General features: G+C 72.6%; 13 protein-coding genes. 8 read left to right on the forward strand and 5 right to left on the reverse strand.

Going from position 1 to position 19,005, the window contains the following annotated elements; all coding sequences use genetic code 11:
• Positions 1-58 precede the first annotated feature (58 nt).
• The 4 genes from ACFV18_RS05010 to fxsT all read left to right on the forward strand — a co-directional run bounded on the left by ACFV18_RS05010 (position 59) and on the right by fxsT (position 8,826).
• Positions 59-2,419: an FxsB family cyclophane-forming radical SAM/SPASM peptide maturase gene (locus ACFV18_RS05010; RefSeq protein WP_380479862.1), complete on the forward strand. Its 2,361-nt coding sequence runs from the start codon at positions 59-61 to the stop codon at positions 2,417-2,419.
• Between the two features lie 142 nt (positions 2,420-2,561).
• On the forward strand, positions 2,562-3,353 hold the full coding sequence (locus tag ACFV18_RS05015) for an aminoglycoside N(3)-acetyltransferase (protein WP_380479382.1): 792 nt from the start codon (positions 2,562-2,564) through the stop codon (positions 3,351-3,353).
• Positions 3,354-3,455: 102 nt separating this feature from the next.
• Positions 3,456-4,709: a TIR-like protein FxsC gene (locus ACFV18_RS05020; RefSeq protein ID WP_380479385.1), complete on the forward strand. Its 1,254-nt coding sequence runs from the start codon at positions 3,456-3,458 to the stop codon at positions 4,707-4,709.
• 115 nt (positions 4,710-4,824) lie between these two features.
• Positions 4,825-8,826, forward strand: coding sequence for an FxSxx-COOH system tetratricopeptide repeat protein (gene fxsT / locus ACFV18_RS05025; protein ID WP_380479388.1), 4,002 nt, complete (start codon positions 4,825-4,827; stop codon positions 8,824-8,826).
• A 203-nt stretch (positions 8,827-9,029) separates the two neighbouring features.
• On the opposite strand, the gene ACFV18_RS05030 is transcribed toward fxsT, so the two are convergent.
• The 3 genes from ACFV18_RS05030 to ACFV18_RS05040 all read right to left on the reverse strand — a co-directional run bounded on the left by ACFV18_RS05030 (position 9,030) and on the right by ACFV18_RS05040 (position 11,757).
• Positions 9,030-9,848 carry an alpha/beta fold hydrolase gene (locus ACFV18_RS05030; protein WP_380479864.1) on the reverse strand — a complete coding sequence of 273 codons (819 nt, stop codon included), beginning with the start codon at positions 9,846-9,848 and terminating at the stop codon, positions 9,030-9,032.
• A gap of 65 nt (positions 9,849-9,913) precedes the next feature.
• Positions 9,914-10,876, reverse strand: coding sequence for a DUF4231 domain-containing protein (locus ACFV18_RS05035; protein WP_380479390.1), 963 nt, complete (start codon positions 10,874-10,876; stop codon positions 9,914-9,916).
• A 131-nt stretch (positions 10,877-11,007) separates the two neighbouring features.
• Positions 11,008-11,757 carry a sugar isomerase domain-containing protein gene (locus tag ACFV18_RS05040; RefSeq protein WP_380479392.1) on the reverse strand — a complete coding sequence of 250 codons (750 nt, stop codon included), beginning with the start codon at positions 11,755-11,757 and terminating at the stop codon, positions 11,008-11,010.
• A 227-nt stretch (positions 11,758-11,984) separates the two neighbouring features.
• On the opposite strand from ACFV18_RS05040, the gene ACFV18_RS05045 reads away from it, so the two are divergent.
• The gene (locus tag ACFV18_RS05045) at positions 11,985-12,674 is read left to right on the forward strand and encodes a metal-dependent transcriptional regulator (RefSeq protein WP_380479394.1); all 690 of its coding nucleotides are present in this window, start codon (positions 11,985-11,987) and stop codon (positions 12,672-12,674) included.
• A gap of 370 nt (positions 12,675-13,044) precedes the next feature.
• Here the strand turns inward: ACFV18_RS05045 and ACFV18_RS05050 are convergent, their stop codons facing one another.
• Positions 13,045-13,746, reverse strand: coding sequence for a bifunctional DNA primase/polymerase (locus tag ACFV18_RS05050; RefSeq protein WP_380479396.1), 702 nt, complete (start codon positions 13,744-13,746; stop codon positions 13,045-13,047).
• A 255-nt stretch (positions 13,747-14,001) separates the two neighbouring features.
• Here ACFV18_RS05050 and ACFV18_RS05055 point away from each other — a divergent pair, with 255 nt between their 5' ends.
• Both ACFV18_RS05055 and ACFV18_RS05060 read left to right on the forward strand, forming a co-directional pair.
• Entirely contained in the window at positions 14,002-15,378 is a 1,377-nt protein-coding gene (locus ACFV18_RS05055) for a transcriptional regulator (RefSeq protein ID WP_380479398.1), read from the forward strand.
• 195 nt (positions 15,379-15,573) lie between these two features.
• Positions 15,574-16,746 carry a hypothetical protein gene (locus ACFV18_RS05060; RefSeq protein ID WP_380479400.1) on the forward strand — a complete coding sequence of 391 codons (1,173 nt, stop codon included), beginning with the start codon at positions 15,574-15,576 and terminating at the stop codon, positions 16,744-16,746.
• 173 nt (positions 16,747-16,919) lie between these two features.
• Here the strand turns inward: ACFV18_RS05060 and ACFV18_RS05065 are convergent, their stop codons facing one another.
• Positions 16,920-18,197 carry an ABC transporter substrate-binding protein gene (locus ACFV18_RS05065; protein ID WP_380479403.1) on the reverse strand — a complete coding sequence of 426 codons (1,278 nt, stop codon included), beginning with the start codon at positions 18,195-18,197 and terminating at the stop codon, positions 16,920-16,922.
• A 286-nt stretch (positions 18,198-18,483) separates the two neighbouring features.
• Between ACFV18_RS05065 and ACFV18_RS05070 the strand changes: the two genes are divergently transcribed.
• Complete coding sequence (locus ACFV18_RS05070) at positions 18,484-18,921, forward strand: hypothetical protein (protein ID WP_380479406.1); 438 nt, start codon at positions 18,484-18,486, stop codon at positions 18,919-18,921.
• The last annotated feature ends 84 nt before the right edge of the window (positions 18,922-19,005 follow it).

Genomic DNA, 19,005 nt, shown 5'->3' on the forward strand with positions numbered 1-19,005 from the left:
CGTCACCCCGATTCCCGTGCCGCGCCCGCTGGTGCCGTTCTCGCAGTACGTGATCAAGATGCACGCCCGTTGTGATCTTGCCTGCGACCACTGCTATGTGTACGAACACGCCGATACCAGTTGGCGCGGCAAGGCCCGCGCCACCAACGAGACAGTGCTCGCACGCACTGCCGAGCGGATCGCCGAACACGCCCGCACCCACCGGCTCCCCGCCGTCCACGTGGTGCTGCACGGCGGCGAACCGCTGCTCGCCGGGCCCGCCCTGCTCGGCCGCGCCGCCGAACTGCTGCGCGCCGCCCTGCCCGCCGACTGCGTCCTCGACCTGCGCATCCACACCAACGGCGTGCTGCTCTCCCCCCGCTTCCTCGACCTGTTCGCCACCCACGGCATCAAGGTCGGCATCTCGCTGGACGGCGACAAGGCCGCCAATGACCGGCACCGTCGCTTCGCCGACGGCCGCAGCAGCCACGCCAAGGTGCTCGCCGCCGTCGAACTGCTGCGCCGCCCCGCCTACCGGCACCTGTACGCCGGCCTGCTGTGCACCATCGACGTGGAGAACGACCCCGTCGCGGTGCTGGACGCGCTGGTCGCCCTGGAACCGCCCCGGGTGGACTTCCTCCTCCCGCACGCCACCTGGGACCAGCCGCCGAAACGCCCCGACGGACTCGGCGAAACCCCTTACGCCGACTGGTTGTTGGCGGTCTACCGGCGCTGGGAGGAACTCGGCCGACCCGTTCCGGTGCGCACCTTCGACTCGGTGCACCGCACGCTGCGCGGCCGTTCCAGCCTCACCGAGTCGCTCGGCCTCGACCCCGCCGACCTGGTGGTGGTGGAGACCGACGGCAGCTTCGAGCAGGCCGACAGCCTGAAGACCGCCTACGACGGGGCCCCGGAGACCGGGTTCACGGTGTTCGAGCACACCCTGGACCAGGTCGCCGCGCACCCCGGCATGGTCGAACGGCAGTCCGGGCTGGCCGGGCTCGCCGAGCAGTGCCGCGGTTGCCCCGTGGTCCGCTCGTGCGGCGGCGGCCTGTACGCCCACCGCTACCGGGGCGACGGCTCCGGCTTCCGTAATCCCTCCGTCTACTGCGGTGACCTGATGCGACTGATCACCACCATCCGCGACCGGATGGCCCCCGCCGTTGTCCTCCCCGTCCAGGACACGCCCGGCGCCACGCTGACCGACGGCCAGCTCGACGAACTCGCCGCCGGGTACGGCGGCGCCGACACCGTCCGGGCCCTGGCCCGCGCCCAACTCGGCCTCACCCGGCGGCTGGTGGCCGCCGTCGGGGCGGCCTCCCCGGCCTGGGCGCTGGTCACCTCGCTGGACGCCGGCGACACCCCGGCGCTGGACGCGGTGCTCGCCCACCCGTACACCCGGGCCTGGGCGGTGCGCTGCCTGCAGGGCGACGCCGCGCGCGCCGACCTCGGCGGGATGGCCGAGGTGGCCGCCGCCGCCGCGGTGCGTGCCGGGCGGGCCTTCGAGCTGCCGCTGCCGGTGCGCGGCGGAGCCGTCCACCTGCCCACCCTCGGGCGGGCGCTGGTCGGCGGCGCGGGCGAGAGCGTCGTGACCGGTGATGCGGAGGGATTCACCGTCGGCGGCCGCCGGATCGGCCCGGACACCCCCGCCGACGCGCACTGGCAGCCGGTGCGGCGGATCGCGCTCGCCGACGGCTGGACGCCGGTGCTGGAGGACATCGATCCGCAGCGCGACAGCCACCAGTGGCCGGTCGAGGACCGGCTGCCGGACGCCGAGTACCTGGCCTGGGCCGGGGCGCTGCGCGAGGCCTGGGAACTGATCGGCCGCGACCTGCCCGGCTACGCGCCCGGCATCCGGGTCGGCCTGTCCACCCTCACCCCGCTGCGGCCCGGCCCGGCGGGCCGCGACGTGTCCGCCGCCGCCCGGCAGGCGTTCGGCGCGGTCGGCATCGCCCGGCCCGCCACCGCCCCCACCCTCGCGCTGCTGATCGCGCACGAGTTCCAGCACGTCAAACTGGGCGCGGTGCTGGACTTCCACGACCTCTACGACCGGACCGACGAGCGGCTGTTCCACGCCCCGTGGCGGCCCGATCCGCGCCCGCTGGAGGGCCTGTTCCAGGGCACGTACGCGCACCTCGCGGTGACCGAGTTCTGGGTCACCCGGGTGCGGGCCTACGAGGGGCTGCGCAACGGCCCCGCCCAGCACGCCCGGGTCCAACTCGCGACCTGGCGGGCACACACCGCCGCCTCGATCGCCACTCTCGCCGACTCCGGAGCCCTCACCCCCCTCGGCACCCGCTTCACCGACCGGATGCGGACCGCCGTGGAGCCCTGGCTCGTCGTCCCCGTCGGCGCCGCCGCCGAGACTGCGGCCCGGGAGGCCGCCGCCGAGAACCTGGCCCAGTGGCAGGCCCGCGCGGCGGTCGCGGGGCCGCACTGAACCGGCTCCGGCCGAGTGAACTCATCGTCAAAATCCGGGAACCGGCGCACCACCGGACGTCGAACGGCGAATCCCGGACCGGGATTCGGCCGACCCGGCCGATAGGGTTGGCGGCTTCGACCCGTGGCTGTGGGAGGTTCCGTTGTACTCCGTTGCCGAACTCGTCGGGGACCTCGACAAACTCGGCATCCGGCCGGGGGAGACGCTGCTGGTGCAGGCCTCGCTACGGTCGGTCGGCCAGGTCGCGGAGGGCGCATCCGGGGTGGTACGGGCGCTCCGGGAGGCGCTCGGGGCGGACGGCACGCTGGTCGTGTACACCGCTACACCCGAGAACTCCCGCACCTCCTCCTACTACCGGGCCGCCACCGCCGGTCTCACCCCCGCCGAACTGCGCAAATACCATGCCGCCATGCCCGCCTGGGATGCCGTCACCACCCCCGCCTCGCCCACCATGGGGCGCCTCGCCGAGGAGGTGCGGCTGCTGCCCGGGGCGCTGCGCAGCCGGCACCCCCAGACCTCCTTCGCCGCGATCGGTCCGCGCGCCCGGCAGCTGACGGAACGGCACCTGTGGCGCAGTCACCTCGGCGAGGACTCGCCCGCCGGCCGGCTCTATCGGGGCGGTGCGCGGTGCCTGATGATCGGCGTCCCGGTGTGGTGCTGCACCCCGCTTCACCTGCTCGAGTACTGGCAGCCGGGCCGGCAGTCGCAGCAGTACCGGTGCGTGGTGCGCACCCCGTCCGGTGAGCGGCGCTGGCGGACCTTCACCGGACTTCGGCTGCAGGACGAGCACTTCCCGGCGATGGGCCGGGTGCTGGCCGGCGGGCTCGGCGGGGTGCTGGAGTCCGGGCCGCTCGGCGACGCGCACTGCTACCTGATGCCGATCCGCGAAGCGGTCGATCTCGCGGACAACTGGTTCAGGAGCGGGCGGAGTTGACGGGGCATCGGATCAAGGCCCTATTCCATTTGGACGGCCGCCGTTCCTACACTTGAGTCCCTTTCGGGGAACAGGTGGCAGGCGGGCTCGGGGGAGGCGCGTGTGAACAGCCCAGCGGGCCGGGGGAAGGAAGCACCGAGGCCGTACTTCTTCCTCAGCTACGCGCACACCCCGCGGGTGAACTCCAGAGGTGCGGCGGATCCGAACCTCTGGGTGGCGAAGCTCTATCAGGACCTGTGCGAGGCGATACTTCAGATCACCGACCTGCCGGCCGGGCATCCGATCGGGTTCATGGACCGGTCCATGCACCAGGGGCAGAAGTGGGCCGAGCGGCTGTCGCGGGAGCTCGCCAGCTGCCGGGTGTTCGTGCCCCTGTACTCACCGCGCTACTTCAAGTCCGAGGCGTGCGGCCGGGAGTGGCACCTGTTCACCCGCAGGTCGGTCTACCAGCGCCGCCCGACGGCCGAGCGGATGACCGGGATAGTGCCGGCGCTGTGGGTGCCGATGGACCACTATCCGCTGCCCCGGGTGGCCGGCGAACTGCAGTTCAACCACGACAGTTTCGGCGACGACTACGCCGCCGAGGGGCTGTACGCGCTGATGAAGATCACCACGTTCAGTTCGCAGTACCACACGGCGGTGTGGCGGCTCGCCCAGCGGATCGTCGACGTCGCCGAACAGACCGTCATCCCGGCCGGGCAGGTCTTCGACTTCGAGTCCCAGCCGTCCGCCTTCGATCCGCCGGACGTCGCCGACAAGGTCCGGATCTCGGTGTTCTCCTACAACCAGCCCGAACTGCCGCCCAACCGCTCCGGCGCCTGGTACGGCGAACAGCGCACCGACTGGCAGCCGTTCCGGCCGGACTCCACCCGGCCACTCGCGCAGGACGCCGCGGACGTCGCCAGGAACATGGGATTCCAGCCCACCGTACGGGAGTTCGAGGAGGAATCGGAGCAACTGCTGACCGGCGAACGCCCGTCCGCGCCGTGCGTGCTGCTGGTCGACCGGTGGGCGTTCCTGGACGGGCGGCGGGTCGAGGCGGTGCGCCGGCTGGACCGGCGCAACCTCGGCTCGGTGGCCATCATCGAACCCTGGAACCGCGAGGACCAGCAGAGCCGCGACCACGAACGGATGCTCAACGAACTCGGCGACAGCGTGCTGGCCGTCAGCCGCGGCGCCCTGCAGAAGCCCAGCCTGCGCGACGACGCCGCGGCCGGCGCCCCCGGCAGCCTGGAGGAGTTCCGCGGCGAGATGGAACGCGCCGTCATGCGCGCCTGCACCGCCCACGAACAGCACTACCGCGACCGGCCCGACGACGACGGGCCCACGGACCGCAGACCCAGCATCGGACCATAGGCCGCCCCCGGAGCGGGAGCGGGCGACAGCAGGACGCCGGACGGTCGGAACTCCGTTCGGCGGCACGGCGTGCGGGAACCACGACGGGCACCAAGGGCCCGGGGGAGGGAACGTCATGACCGAGAGGCCGGCGAAGGGCCCGCAGATCCAGGCGCGCCGCCGCGACGCCACCGTGGAGAACCGCCACGGACGGATCGTCACCTTCTACTCGTACAAGGGCGGCACCGGCCGCACCATGGCGCTGGCCAACACCGCCTGGATCATGGCCGCCAACGGCTACCGGGTGCTGGTCGTCGACTGGGACCTGGAAGCCCCCGGGCTGAGCCAGTTCTTCCGGCCGTTCCTCAACCCCGAGATCGTCGGCGCCACCACCGGCATCATGGACCTGTTCGCCGACTACCTCGAAGAGGCCCGGCGCCCGGTCGAACGCGACCCCGACTGGATCGAGGACTTCGCCCGGATCCACCCGCACGCGCTCTCCCTCGCCTGGCCGCACTTCCCCGGCGGCGGCCGCATCGACCTCGTCCCGGCCGGCCAGCAGAACCGCGACTACTCCGTCACCCGCCTCGACTGGGATCTGCTCTACGAGCGTTACCAGGGCCGGCGCTTCATCCAGTCGCTGCGCGCCGACATGAAGCGCCGGTACGACTACGTGCTGATCGACAGCCGCACCGGACTCACCGACACCGCCGACATCTGCACCGTCGAGATGCCCGACGACCTGGTGGTCTGCTTCACCCTCAGCGACCAGTCCATCGACGGCTCCTCCCGGATCGCCCGGGTCATCGAGGACCGCTACGGCGACCGCGACATCCGCATCCTGCCCGTACCGATGCGCATCGACGAGGGCGAGAAGGAGAAGGCCGACGCGGGCCGGGCGCTCGCCCGGATCAAGTTCGGCGGACTGCCCGCCGGCTTCGGCGAACCCGACCTGGCCCGCTACTGGGCCGGCGTCGAGATCCCCTACCGGCCGTTCTACGCGTACGAGGAGATCCTCGCCCCGTTCGGCGACCAGCCCGGCCTGCCCGGCTCCATGCTCGCCGCCAACGAACGCCTCACCCGGGAGATCACCCAGGGCCGGGTCGCCGGACTCCCGCCGATGCCCGAGGACCTGCGGCTGCGCCACCTCGACGGCTTCGCCCGCCGCCGCCCCACCGCCCCCGCCGACCTGTACCTCAGCTACGTGCCCGAGGACCGCGCCTGGGCGGACTGGATCTCCGCGCTGCTCACCGACGCCGGCTACCGCGTCGTGCCGCGCGACCTCGGCGCCGGCGCCAACCCGCGCGAGGCCACCGGCCGCGGCATCGACTCCGCGTACCGCACCGTCGCCCTGCTGTCCGCCGCCTACCTGCAGTCGCCGCAGGCCCAGGCGCTGTGGGACCGCACCGTGCTCGCCGACCCGGCCGGCGCCCGCCGCCAGCTCATCCCCGTCCGGGTCTCGGACGTGCGGCTCAACGCGCCCTACAACAGCCGCAATCCGGTGGATCTGATCGGGCGTGACGAACAGGCTGCCGCCACTGTCCTGCTGCGCGCCCTCGGCCGCAGCGAGACCGAGCTGCCCGACCGCACCCCCGGCGCGCCCCGATTCCCCGGCACCAAGCCCACCTACTGGGAAGTACCGCAGCGCAACCACTCGTTCACCGGCCGGGTCAAGGTTCTGGACGACCTGCGCGCCCAACTCGCCGGTGGCACGACCGCCGTGCTTCCGCCGCCGCAGACCCTGTACGGCCTCGGCGGCGTCGGCAAGACCCAGGTCGCGCTGGAGTACGCGCACCGCTACATGTCGCACTACGACCTGGTGTGGTGGATCGACGCGGAGCAGAGCGAGAACGTCGCCGTCGGCCTCGCCGAACTCGCGGGCCGACTCGGCCTGCGGGTCGGTGAGAACGTCAACGAGGCCGCCCAGTCCGCGCGTGACGCGCTCCGCCAGGGGCTGCCCACACCCAACTGGCTGCTGATCTTCGACAACGCCGACGAGCCCGGCGAGATCCGCCGGTTCTTCCCCGACGGTCCCGGCCACATCCTGGTCACCTCCCGCAACCAGGGCTGGTCCGGGCAGGCCGGCGTGCTCAACGTCGACGTCTTCGACCGCACCGAGTCCGTCGACCACCTCACCCGACGGGTCCGCGGCCTGACCCGCGCCGACGCCGACCGGGTCGCCGAGGCCGTCGGCGACCTCCCGCTCGCCGTCGAGGTCGCCGCCGCCTGGCTGGAGACCACCCGCACCCCCGTCGACACCTACGTCAACCAGCTCAAGGCCGAGGCCACCAAGGTGCTCGCCGCCGGCGAGACCCCCGTCGACTACCCCACGCCCGTCGGCCTCACCTGGAACGTCTCCATCACCCGGCTGCGCGAACAGTCCCCCGCCGCCGTCCGGCTGCTGGAGCTGTGCGCGTTCTTCGCCCCCGAGCCGATCTCGCTCAAGCAGTTCTTCTTCTCCGAGCAGATGCGCCTCGCGCTCTACCCCTACGACGAGGAACTCACCGACACCTTCCTGCTCGGCAAGGTGCTGCGCGCCGTCAGCCGCTACGCCCTCGCCAAGACCGACGCCGGCTCCGACTCCTTCCAGGTCCACCGGCTGGTCCAGGCCGTCGTCCGCAGCGGCATGAACGAGGCCGAGCGCAACCTCGCCATGCACCAGGTGCACCGCATCCTGGTCAACGCCCGCCCCTCCCGCGGCGACACCGACGACCCCGCCAACTGGCCCACCCTGGAAGCCATCTGGCCGCACCTCTCGCCGTCCCGCGCACAGGACTGCGACGAGAAGGACGTCCGCGAGATGCTCATCGACCGCGTCCGCTACCTGTGGAAGCGCGTCGACCTCGACCAGGCCCTGCAACTCGGCCGCCAGCTCGACATCAGCTGGACCGCCCGGGCCGAGGCCGAGACCGACGCCGGCGAACAGCGCCTGTGGCGGCGGCAGATCTACAGCCTGCGCTTCCAGGTCGCCAACGTGCTGCGCTCCCAGGGCTTCTACAACGACTCCCTGGCACTCAACCAGGAAACCCTGGACGGCCAGCGCGAACTCCTCGGCGAACACCACCCGTACGCCCTGATGACCGCCAACTCGATGGCCGCCGACCTGCGGTACCTCAACCGCTTCCAGGAAGCCCTCATCCTCGACCAGGACACCTACAACCAGTTCATCGAACTCTTCGGCGAGGACGACCCGCGCACCCTCTCCGTCGCCAACAACCTCGCCATCGACCACCGCCTGGTCGGCAACAGCGTCGCCGCCCGCGACCTCGACCAGGACACCGTCGAACGCCGCTCCGCAGTCCTCGGCGCCCGCCACCCCTACACCCTCAGCTCCAAGTCCAACCTGGCCCGCGACCTGCGCGAAATGGGCGACTACAAGGGCTCCGCGGAACTGCTCCGCGAAGTCACCGAGACCTTCGCCGCGGTCGATGCCTCCGGCCTGCCCGAAGAACTGCGCAACGCGAAGTCGCTCGCCGTCTCACTGCGCCGCGCCGGACAGTACGCCGAAGCCCGCGAACTCACCGAACGCACCTACGAACGGTACGTCGACCTGTACGGCCCCGAATTCCCCGACGCACTCGCCTGCCGGCTCAACCTCGCCGCGGACTTCAGCGCCGCCGGCGACAAGGAGACCGCCCGCGACATCGCCACCGACGCCTACGAGGGCCACCGGCGGCTGCTCGGCGACGAACACCCCTTCACCTTCGCCTGCGAGAACAACCTCGGCATCTACCTGCGCGGCTCCGGCGACACCGAGGGCGCCGTCCAGCACGGCCGCTCCGCCGTCGACGGACTCAGCCGGGTGCTCGGCGCCGACCACCCCTTCACCCTCAACGCCGTCATCAACTTCGCCAACGCGCTCGCCGAGAACCGGCAGCTCGACGAGGCCGAACAGCTCGGCCGCAGCGCGTACGACGGCCTCGCCGCCCGCTACGGGGCCACCCACCCCGACACCCTGATCTGCCAGGCCAACCTCGCCATCACCCTCCGCGCGGCCGGACGGCGCAGCGAGGCGGAGAGCCTGCGGATGCAGGCGGTCGCGGCGCTCGTCGAACTCTTCGGCGAGGAGCACCCGTCCGTCGTCGCGGCCCGCAGCTGGCAGCGCAGCAACCGGGACCTGGAGCCGCAACCGCTCTAGGCTGCGCAAGCCGAGGGGCGCGAAAACAGGTGGGCGCGAACGGTGGTGGGCGCGAAAACAGGGGCGCGGGGAACTGCGCGACAAGCGCTCACCACGTCCGCAAGGTCGCGATCACGTGCAGGTCATTGTCCTGCGTCGCGATCTTGCGGGTGGGTGCCTTCCGCTGCGCGCAGTTCCCCGCGCCCCTGTCAGCGCATCTCTGTTTAGCTGCTCGCCGCCCAGCGGATCGCGTCCGTCATCTCTTTCAGGGACCCGAAGTGTGCCGCGCCCGGCTCCAGGTAGAGCTGTGCGCCCGGGATGTGGTCGGCGAGCCAGCCGGAGTGGCCGACCGGGGAGAACTTGTCGTCCGCGCCGTGCCAGATGCGGACCGGGATGCGGATGGAGTCGACGGCGAAGCCCCAGTCGGTGATGAAGGCGAGGACGTCGTCGATCCAGCCGTCGGCGCCGTAGCGGAAGGCCTGGCGGTAGGTGGACTGGAGCATCCGGCGGATGCCGATGTCGGCGACGACGGTGCGGTCCGGTGGGGTGAGTTCGGGGACCAGGTTGCGGATGAGTTGGGCGGGGTCGCGGCGGATCACCTGGGAGCGGACCTGGAACGGGCCGGCGATCCGGGGTTGGCCCAACTCGGCCTGGCGGTAGGCGCGTTCGTTGGAGGGGGTCATGCCGGCGAACCAGTCCAGGCCGTCCGCGTCGCGGGGGGCGAGGGAGACCTGGGTGGCGGCCCGGACCACGCGGTCGGGGAGCAGGGCGGCGCAGGCGAGCGCGTGCGGGCCGCCGCCGGAGCGGCCGACCACGGCGAAGTGGTCGAGGCCGAGGGCGTCGGCGATGGTGGTGACGTCGTCGGCGGCGGCGCGGACCCGGCGGCCGGGCAGTCGGGTGGACTCGCCGTAGCCGGGGCGGTCGAAGGAGATCAGCCGGACCCGCATTCGGGCCAGGACGGCGCTGCGCGGGGCGGGGCCGACCCGGCTGCCGGGGGTGCCGTGGAGCAGGAACACCGGCCTGCCGGAGGGGTCTCCGGACATCTCCACCGCGAGGATGCCCCCGTCCGGTGTGTCGATCCTGCGGGTGGCCACGCGGTGCCTCCAGGTCAGCTGGGGATGTCCAGGCTGCGCACTTCGCGGCGCGCCTGCCAGGTGGTGTGTTCCCGGGAGATGGCGTCCTCGGCGTCCCGGGCGAGCCTCGCCCAGTTCTCCTCGGCGTCCGGGGCGGACAGGTCGACGGCCGCCAACTGGGCTTCGACCTTGGAGAGTTCGGCGGCGGCGAGGGTGTAGGCGGCGGCCTGTGGGCGATACTGGCGCAGCTGGGCCCAGGCCGAGATGGAGGCGGCGACGGCGGAGATCGCGCCGAGTGCGTCGAAGCTGAATTGGCCGAGTGCGCGCAGGACGGCGAGCAGCAGGCCGGCGGCGGGCAGCACGATGGCGAGTCGGCCGACCCGGCGGGTGGCGTTGCGGCACTGGATGGCCTTGGCCTGGTACCACTCGCGCTGGCTGTGCACCCGTTCGCGCAGGTAGATCTCGCGGCGGACGGTCAGTGGCTGGTCGCGCAGCCGTTCCATGGTTTCGGTGATCTGCGGGTGCCGGGCCGGGGCGCGCCAGGTGCGCAGTTCCTCGGCGACTCCCGGGGTGACCCGGTTGGTGTCGAACTCGCTGAGGATGCCCGCGAGTTGGATGTCGTAGAGGCGTTCGGCGTCGGGGAGTTTGCGTGGTGGCGGCTGGTAGGAGTCGGCGCGCACCGCGTACTTCCACACCAGGGTTTTCACCGACTCGGCGACCGCCCGGCCGTCGTACCAGAGCCGCTGCGGGTTCTGCCAGGCGACGGTGACGGCGATGAACAGCGCGCCGAGGTAGGCGACGGCGGCGAGCCAGGCCCACAGCGGGCCGTCGGCGGAGCCGGCGAAGGCCGCGCCGACCAGTAGCAGCAGCTCCCAGCGGGACAGCGCCACTGCCCGGGCCTGCCCCTGGAGGGACGCGCCGTCGGCGGCCCAGAACAGCCGCGGCAGCAGGTCCTGCTCCCGTACGAAGCCGATCGAACGCCCCGCTCCAGTTGCCATGTTTGCCCCCGCAGCGCCGTCTCACCGGTCTCGGGAGTCCTTCCCAGTGTCGGTCGAACTTACGCGACCAGCACCGGAGTTGGCCGAATGCGCGGGGTTGCGCCGGGGGCGCGGGGCGGTCCGGCGGGCGGTCACCAGGCGTAGAGGACGCGCTCCGCGTTGTCGGCGATCACCTTGTTGTTCCATTCGGTGCCGCCGTCCACGTTGCCGGAGCGGAACAGCGGCGGGGTGATGCCGCGGTCGGCGAGCTTGGCGGTGGCGGCGGCCATCACGGACTGCATCAGCGCGCTGGTGACGATGGTGGAGACCGAGCCGAACGGGGCGCCCGCGCCGGGGTGGTCGAGTTCGCCGTCGCCGGGGGCGATCTTGCTGTCCAGCACCAGGTCGCAGTTGTCCTTGAGGTAGGTGCCGGACGGGTGGTTGGAGCTCACTGCGGCGGGATACGCCAGGGAGGTCACGCCGATCACCTTCAGGCCGCGGTCGCGGGCGTGCCGGGCGAGTTCGACCGGCATCACCTGGCGGCCGGAGAGCGAGATCAGGAACAGCAGGTCGCCGCTGCGCGCGGGCGTCAGGTCGAGGGTGGTGGTGGCCAGCCCGGAGACCCGCTCCAGCGCGCTGCCCAGGTGTGCGGGCATCACGTTCACGCCGGTCATGCCGGGCACGTTGAGGAGGTTCATCACCACCAGGCCGCCGGCCCGGTAGACCACGTCCTGGGCGGCCAGCGAGGAGTGCCCGGCGCCGAAGGTGAAGATCCGCCGGCCGTGCTCGACCGCCTCGGCCAGCAGCTCGGCGGCGGCGTCGATGTTCTCGCCCTCCTCGGCGCGGATCCGCTCCAGGTGGGCCACGGCGGCGTCCAGGTAACGGCCGACCAGTTCGGTCATCTCGTGCTCCGTCCGAGCGCGCGGGCGGTCCGGGGGCCGGGCCGCGTGGGGAAAGCTACGGCGTGCACGGTGGCCCCTGCCGCGCCCGGCTGTCAACCGTCGGGCGGGGCGCTCCGGTGCCTGCACCGGGCCCGCGCAGGCCCGGGCACAACCGCGCAGCGCACCGGGTTGTCATCTCCGTACGTCAGAATTGGCGGTGAGGACACCGAAGAACGGAGCCAGGGGCGATGTCAGGGCTGATCGACACCACTGAGATGTACCTCCGCACCATCCTGGAGCTGGAGGAAGAAGGCATCACCCCGATGCGTGCCCGGATCGCCGAGCGGCTGGAGCAGTCCGGCCCGACGGTGAGCCAGACGGTGGGCCGGATGGAACGCGACGGCCTGCTCCAGGTCGCCGAGGACCGGCACCTCGAACTGACCGTGGAGGGCCGTCGGCTGGCGGTGCGGGTGATGCGCAAGCACCGCATCGCCGAGTGCCTGCTGGTGGACGTGATCGGCCTGGAGTGGGAGCAGGTTCACGAGGAGGCCTGCCGCTGGGAGCACGTGATGAGCGAGACGGTCGAGCGCAAGGTGCTCGCCATGCTCGGCCACCCCACCCAGTCCCCGTACGGCAACCCGATCCCGGGCCTGGACGAGCTCGGCGACACCAAGGCCGAGGGCGAGGGCTTCGACGCCGGGCTGGTGACGCTGGAGTCGGTGGCCGGCAAGGACGGCGCGGACGTGGTGGTGCGGCGGATCGGCGAGCCGATCCAGACCGACGGCGAGCTGATGCGCACCCTGCGCCGCGCGGGCGTCCGCCCCGGCGCGACGGTGCGGGTCGCCCCGGCGGCCGGTGGTGTGGTGGTCGGCACCGGCGACGGCGCGGCCGAGCTCGGCAAGGAGATCGCCGCGCACGTGTTCGTCGCCCAGCCGTAGCCGACGGGCGCCGCTCCCGGGGCCTCGGCGCACGCTTCGGGGCCCGGTGTCCCCGCACCGGGCCCCTCGCGCCCTCCCTCCCCCGACTCCCTCCCTGATCCCCTCCGGTTCCCTCCCGCTGCCGCACTCGGCTTCCCCGACCGAACGCCCTCCCGGCAGTCCCCCACGCTCTCGGCCCGCCCGCTCCTTCCGCTCCATCGACCCCGTGCCGACGCTGAGGATGATCCCCTCGGTCGCCGCGGCCAATCCTTGAGCGCTGTCACCCGATCGGTTGGCTTGTCCCGCTGACCTGCGGGTATGACGACTCATTTCCGGAAGATCGCGCTCCGAACGCCCGGCGGCGCGGCACCCGGGCTCACCGCGGGCCCGCTCAGTGCACCGCGGCGGCCTCCCGCAGGACGGGGCGCGGGGCCGACGGGTCGCGCCGGCAGGCGTACGCCAGCGGGCTGACCAGCTCCACCGCGTCCGGCAGCCACCGGTTCTGCGCCGTCGGCGGCCTGGCCCACAGCGCGGACGCGTGCCCGCCGAACCGGGACGGCGGGGCCACCACCCAATCGCCCTCGCCGCGCGCCACCAGGTCCAGTCCGTCCGGGGTGCAGCCGATCTGCCGCAGCAGCTCCGGCAGCTTGGCGACCGCGCCGGGCAGCACCAGGAAGTGCAGCCGCCGGCCGCGCCGCCCCGCCGCGGCCGGCACCGAGACCACCGGACCGAGCTGCAGCCCCATCCGCTCCATCCGGGCCAGCGCCAGGCAGCCCGCCACCTCCGGCACGTCCAGCACGTCGAACGCCCGGCCGGTGGGCAGCAGGATCGACGCCTGCGGCTGCTCCGTCCACCACCCGCGGACCACCGCCGACCCGACACTGGCCAGCAGCCCCCAGTCCGCGCCGACGGGGTGTGCGCCGGGGAGTGCGCAGCGCGGATCGCCGCAGGAGCAGCGGGTGCGACCGTCGTCGACCAGCCATGCCCCGGGGACCACCTCCCAGTGGCGGACCTCGGCACAGCGGACGGCTTCGGCCAGCAGTGACGTCGGGTCGGGTTCGGGGGCTTGGGAGGCGTTGTCCACGTGGAGCACAACTACCGTCCGTGAGTGGGGGTTACGGGCCGCCGACGAACGATTCGAACGGGGCGCGCGTTGTCACCCGGGACGGTGATCCTGGTCGGAACCCCCCGTTGCGAGAGGGGCGGTAACGGGCGCAGTGGGGGCGCACAGGGGCATTCAGCAGGGCGCGTGGGGAGTGGGTACGTCACCGTGGGTATTCCGCATGGTGTTGCACAGTCGTCGCCCTCCGGTCGGGTCCGGACGGCGTTGGGGAGGCGGAAAAATCCCATGGCCGCGAGACCACTCGTCGCACGAGAGCCGAACGAGCGTCTGCAGCAGCTGATCCAGGAGGCAGGCTGCTCCAACGCGGGCCTGGCCCGCCGGGTCAACCTCTGCGGAGCCGAACACGGGCTCGACCTGCGATACGACAAGACGTCCGTCGCCCGCTGGCTGCGCGGGCAACAACCACGCGGGCAGGCGCCCGCCGTCATCGCCGAGGCCCTCGGCCGCAAGCTCGGCCGCGGCGTCACCGTGGACGAGATCGGCATGGCCGACGGCAAGAGCCTCAGCTCCGCCGTCGGACTCCAGTTCGCGCCCAGCCTGGCCACCGCGCTGGAGCAGATCTGTGAGCTGTGGCGCAGCGACGTCGGCAAGCGCGACTTCCTGGCCGGCACCACCGTCGCCGCCTCCGCCCTGGTCGAACCCAGCCGGGACTGGCTGATCACCCCGCCCGACCCGGTGGTCGCCCGCACCGGCGGCACCCGGGTCGGCCTGGCCGACGTGGCGGCGATCCGCGCCACCACCCAGATGCTGGTCGACCTCGACCACCGGTTCGGCAGCGGCCACGTCCGCCCCGTCGTGGTGCACTACCTCAACAGCGTGGTCTCCGGCTTCCTCGGCGGCTCCTACCGCGACGAGACGGGCCGTCAACTCTTCGGCGCCGTAGCCCGGCTGACCGAACTGGCCGGCTACATGGCGGTCGACACCGGCCAGTCCGGCCTCGCCCAGCGCTACTACATCCAGGCGCTGCGCCTCGCCCAGGCCGCCGACGACCGCGGCTACGGCGGCTACGTGCTGGCCGCTTCGATGAGCCACCTCGCCGCGACCCTCGGCAACCCCCGGGAGATCGCCCAACTCGCCCGCGCCGCCCAGGAAGGCGCCCGCACGGTGGCCACCCCCACCGCGATGGCGATGTTCTACGCCGCCGAGGCCCGCGGCCACGCCCTGCTCGGCGACGCGTACGCCTGCGAGGCGGTCGCCGCGAAGGCGCTCGCCGCGATGGAGCGCCGCAACCCCGCCGACGACCCGGACTGGATCGTGCACTTCGACGAGGCCTACCTGGCCGACGAGTTGGCGCACTGCCACCGGGACCTCCAGCAGGGCGAGCGGGCCGAGCACTACGCCCGCACCGCGCTCGAACTGCACCCCGCGCACCGGGTCCGCCGGCGCGCCGTCGACCTGGTGCTGCTCGCCACCGCCCAGCTCCAGCAGCGCGACCTGGAACGCGCCTGCGAGACCGGCACCGAGGCGGTCCGGCTGCTCAGCGGGCTGCGCTCGAACCGGGGCGTGGAGTACCTGGACGACTTCCGCAGCCGACTGGAGCCGTACCGGAGCCACCGGGCGGTCCGCGAGTTCCACGCCCGGATGGACGGGGAGGCCGCGTAGCAGGTGGGCGGGGCGGGCCGGTACAGGTGAGGCGACTGGGCTTCGTGAAGCAATAGCACAGAACAGCAGCCCACGTAGTCACCTGTGCCGGTGAACCGGTAGCGTGGCCTCGCAGTTGTGGTCCGTCGTCAGCAACCCGGCGGGGCAACCGAAAGGCCCGGGATCCCGGTGCCGTGCACAGGTGAGGTAATCGCGTTGAGCCAGCGCCGCTCGTATCCGAAATCCGGCGACTTCAATCTGGACGACCTGTTCCGGCCGGAGCCCGCCACGGACGGTCAGGGCACCGGTACCCCGGTGCAGGCCGCCTCGCAGCCCCCGTATGCCCAGCCGCAGCCGCCGAGCCCCGTTCCGCAGCAGCAGTCCGTCCCGCCGCTGGGGCAGAGCGGCAGCCCCGAGTACTGGGGCGCGCCGCAGCAGGCCGCCCCCTCCGCGCCGGGTGCTCCGCAGGGCGACGCCGGGGCCACCCAGTACCTGCCGCCCTACCCGACGGGCGACCCGTCCGTGGCGGCCGCGCCGAACGCGCCGACCCAGATCGGATTCCCGCAACAGGGCTACGCCGGAGGGACGTTCGGCGGGCAGCAGCAGTACCCGGCGCCCGCCCCCGCGCAGCCGAGCTACGGCGGCGCGTACGGTGCGGTCCCGCAGCAGCCGCAGGCGCAGCAGCCGTACCAGGCGGCGCCGGAGCCGGGGCGCGGCGGGTCGGCGAACGGGGGCGGCCGCAAGCCCAACACCAAGGTGCTGATCGGTGCGGGCGTGGCCGGTGTCGCGGTGATCGCGGTGCTGATCGGTGTGTTCGCCAGCGGCGGTGGCGGCGGCGACGACTCCAAGAAGAACCAGGCCAAGGCCAAGAGTTCGAGCAGCCAGTCGGCGTCCGCGCCGGCCGGTGGTGGCGGCGGCGGGGACGGCGCGGTCGGGCCGGAGGTGAAGGCGCAGGCGCAGGCGATGTCCGACCTGCTCGGCACCGCGAGTGCCAGCCGCACCTCGGTGGTCAACGCGGTGACGGCCGTGGGCAAGTGCCAGGGTCTGCCGGACGCGCAGGCCGCGCTGACGGCGGCCGCCGCGCAGCGGCAGGACCTGCTGAAGAAGCTCGGCGACCTGAAGGTGGACCAGCTCACCGACGGCGGCAAGCTGGTGGAGCAACTGCAGAAGGCGTGGCAGGCGTCCTCCACCGCCGACTCCGAATACGCCCTGTGGGCCGGGGACATGGTCGCGGGTTGCGACGGGGGCAAGGCGAAGGACAACGACCACTACCGCAACGGCAACACCGCGAGTGGCTCCGCGACGACGGCGAAGGAGCAGGCGTCGAAGCTGTGGAGCGCGATCGCGTCGAAGACGGGGCTGCCGGAGAAGGGCGCGACGGAGCTGTAGCGCGAGCGAAGACAGGGGCGCGCGTCAGCTGGTCGCGAGCACGTGCAGGTCATTGTCCTGCGTCGCGATCTTTCCGACGGGTGCGTTCCCCTTCGCGCAGTTCTCCCCCAGCCCTGGCGGGCCGGGAGGTACCCCCACGCGCCCCTGTCTTCGTACCCCTCAGCCCTCAGCCGTCAGCCCGCGAGGATGGTGCGGACGTTGGTGAAGCCCTGGTGCTTTTCGACCAGGCGGCCGTTCTGGACCTGTTGGAAGGTGACGGAGGTGTTCACCAGGCGGGGGGAGTCGGCGGTGGGGAGCATGCTGGTGACGCCCCAGCTGAGGGGTGGGGTGGTGCCGCCGGTGTCGATGGGGTCGCCGCTGTCGAGGACGGTCTGGAGGGCCTTCGCGGTGAGTGGCCGGGAGGGGTCGATGCGGCCGGCGGCCTGGCGCAGGACGGTGTAGGCGACCCAGGTGGTCTGGACGCCGGGGTCGGTGACGTCGATGGTGGTGCCGTTGCCGTAGGTGCGGGCGGTGGCGCGCAGGTTGTCCCAGACGGGGGAACTCTCGGCGGGGAACCAGCCGGTGGCGTACGCGCCGCGCAGCGGGCCGTTGTCGCCGCCGGTGGAGTCGACCACGGACTGCTGGAACGAGCCGATGACCGAGGCGAGTTGGGTGTTCTTCGGGTTGGCCCGGCGGTAGGGGTCGAGCAGGTTGGCGGTGGGTTCGGCGCCGAGCGCGGAGAGCACGCAGTTGCCGGGCCGGTCGTCGCCGATGGCCCGCCGGGCGTAGGGGGAGTAGTCGTTGGACTTCTCGGGGGCCTTGACGTCGGTGATTTTGATGCCGGTCTGCTTGACGGCGGTGCCGAGGTAGTTGACCAGGGCGTCACCGGCCCGGCTGTCGGGGCGGATCAGGGCGATCTGCTTGCAGCCGGCCTCGATCAGCTGGCGGCCGCTGCCCGCGACCAGGGCGGGGGTGCCGCCGTTGACGGGGTAGGACAGCGGGCTGCTGAACTCGGGGGTGGAGAGGCCGTAGCCGCCGATGAAGGGGATGCCGGCGGCTTCCAGGACGGGGATGAAGTTGCCGCCGTACTGGCTGGCGGAGCCGACCACGGCGACGGCGTGCGCGTCGGCGGCCTGGTTGGCGCAGGCGGTGGCGCCCTCGGTGGTGTCGTGTTCGTTGCAGGTGAGGATGTGGACCTTGCGGCCGTTCAGGCCGCCGTGCGCGTTCAGGTCGCGGCCGATGGCTTCGGCGAGGGCCGTCATGCCGGGCCGGTCGGCGGCGCCGGTGCCGGACGGGGCGAAGGTCATCACAGTGACGTCCCGGTCGGTGGCGTCGGCTGCGGCCGGGCCGCCGCACGCGGTGGCGGAGAGCAGGGCGGGCAGCACCAGGCCGGCGGCGAGGGCGCCGGTGGTGCGGTGGTGGTGGCGGCCGCTGACGGCGGGTCTCGGGTGGGGGGTTCCGGTCCGCGTCATGGTGCTCTGTTCCTCCCTGGACATGCTGCGGGGACTGACCCGTGCTTCGTTGCGCAGGTTCGGCGGGTCCAGGGTGGTGCGGCCCGCGCACGGTGAGAGGGACGCGATGTGAACGGTCCGCCAACGGGGGAGGAACACGGAGTGCGCGGGTGTGATGACGACGCGTGTGGAGGCCGACCGGCCTGGGAACGTACGATCATCTCCCGTGTCCGACAGCGTGGATTCTCCGTACCGTTCTGCCCGAAACTCTTCTCGAACGGGCGGCCGCTCCAGCACGATGGGCGTCATGCCCCTGACTGACCTGCCTTGGTGGCGCTGGCGCGCCCGGATCCGTTCGGCGTTGCACATGCTCTCCGACCCCGGCTTCCAGCAGTCGGCCTGGCTGGACGGACAGGGCGACTACGGGGATCCCGGCGACGCGGTGTACCGGCTGGTCGAGGACAGCTGGCTGGATCGCTGGTCGGCGGAGAAGTACGTGGGTTCGGTGTTCCGGGATTCCGCGGAGGCGGTCGCGGTGGACGCGGCGGTGCTGCGGGTGCTGCGGATCGTGCACCAGGTCGGCGAGGACGCCCCGGCGGCCGTCTACCTCGGGCACCCGGACTGGCCGGAGGCGGTGCGGGCGGCGCGTGAGGCGCACCACCGGCTGGCCGTCAACGACGGTACGGATCCGGACCTGCCGCCGTCCACGCCGGCCGAGGTGCGGCAACTGACCGCGCACCGCTGAGCGGTGGGGGGTGCCGCGCGGTCTCGGGTGGCGGGCGGTGGCCGCGCGGCGGGCGGATTTGTGCCAGGCTGGGCGATCCGTCCG

This window comes from Kitasatospora sp. NPDC059673 (assembly GCF_042734215.1).
Classification (GTDB): Bacteria; Actinomycetota; Actinomycetes; order Streptomycetales; family Streptomycetaceae; genus Kitasatospora.

Bases quoted from the DNA above. Each gene is read 5' to 3' on its own strand.
- ACFV18_RS05055 (WP_380479398.1), top strand. From the start codon at position 14,002: ATGGCCGCGAGACCACTCGTCGCACGAGAGCCGAACGAGCGTCTGCAG.
- ACFV18_RS05030 (WP_380479864.1), bottom strand. From the start codon at position 9,848: ATGTCCGGAGACCCCTCCGGCAGGCCGGTGTTCCTGCTCCACGGCACC.
- ACFV18_RS05070 (WP_380479406.1), top strand. From the start codon at position 18,484: ATGCCCCTGACTGACCTGCCTTGGTGGCGCTGGCGCGCCCGGATCCGT.
- ACFV18_RS05010 (WP_380479862.1), top strand. From the start codon at position 59: ATGCACGCCCGTTGTGATCTTGCCTGCGACCACTGCTATGTGTACGAA.
- ACFV18_RS05065 (WP_380479403.1), bottom strand. From the start codon at position 18,197: ATGACGCGGACCGGAACCCCCCACCCGAGACCCGCCGTCAGCGGCCGC.
- ACFV18_RS05045 (WP_380479394.1), top strand. From the start codon at position 11,985: ATGTCAGGGCTGATCGACACCACTGAGATGTACCTCCGCACCATCCTG.
- ACFV18_RS05035 (WP_380479390.1), bottom strand. From the start codon at position 10,876: ATGGCAACTGGAGCGGGGCGTTCGATCGGCTTCGTACGGGAGCAGGAC.
- fxsT (WP_380479388.1), top strand. From the start codon at position 4,825: ATGACCGAGAGGCCGGCGAAGGGCCCGCAGATCCAGGCGCGCCGCCGC.
- ACFV18_RS05040 (WP_380479392.1), bottom strand. From the start codon at position 11,757: ATGACCGAACTGGTCGGCCGTTACCTGGACGCCGCCGTGGCCCACCTG.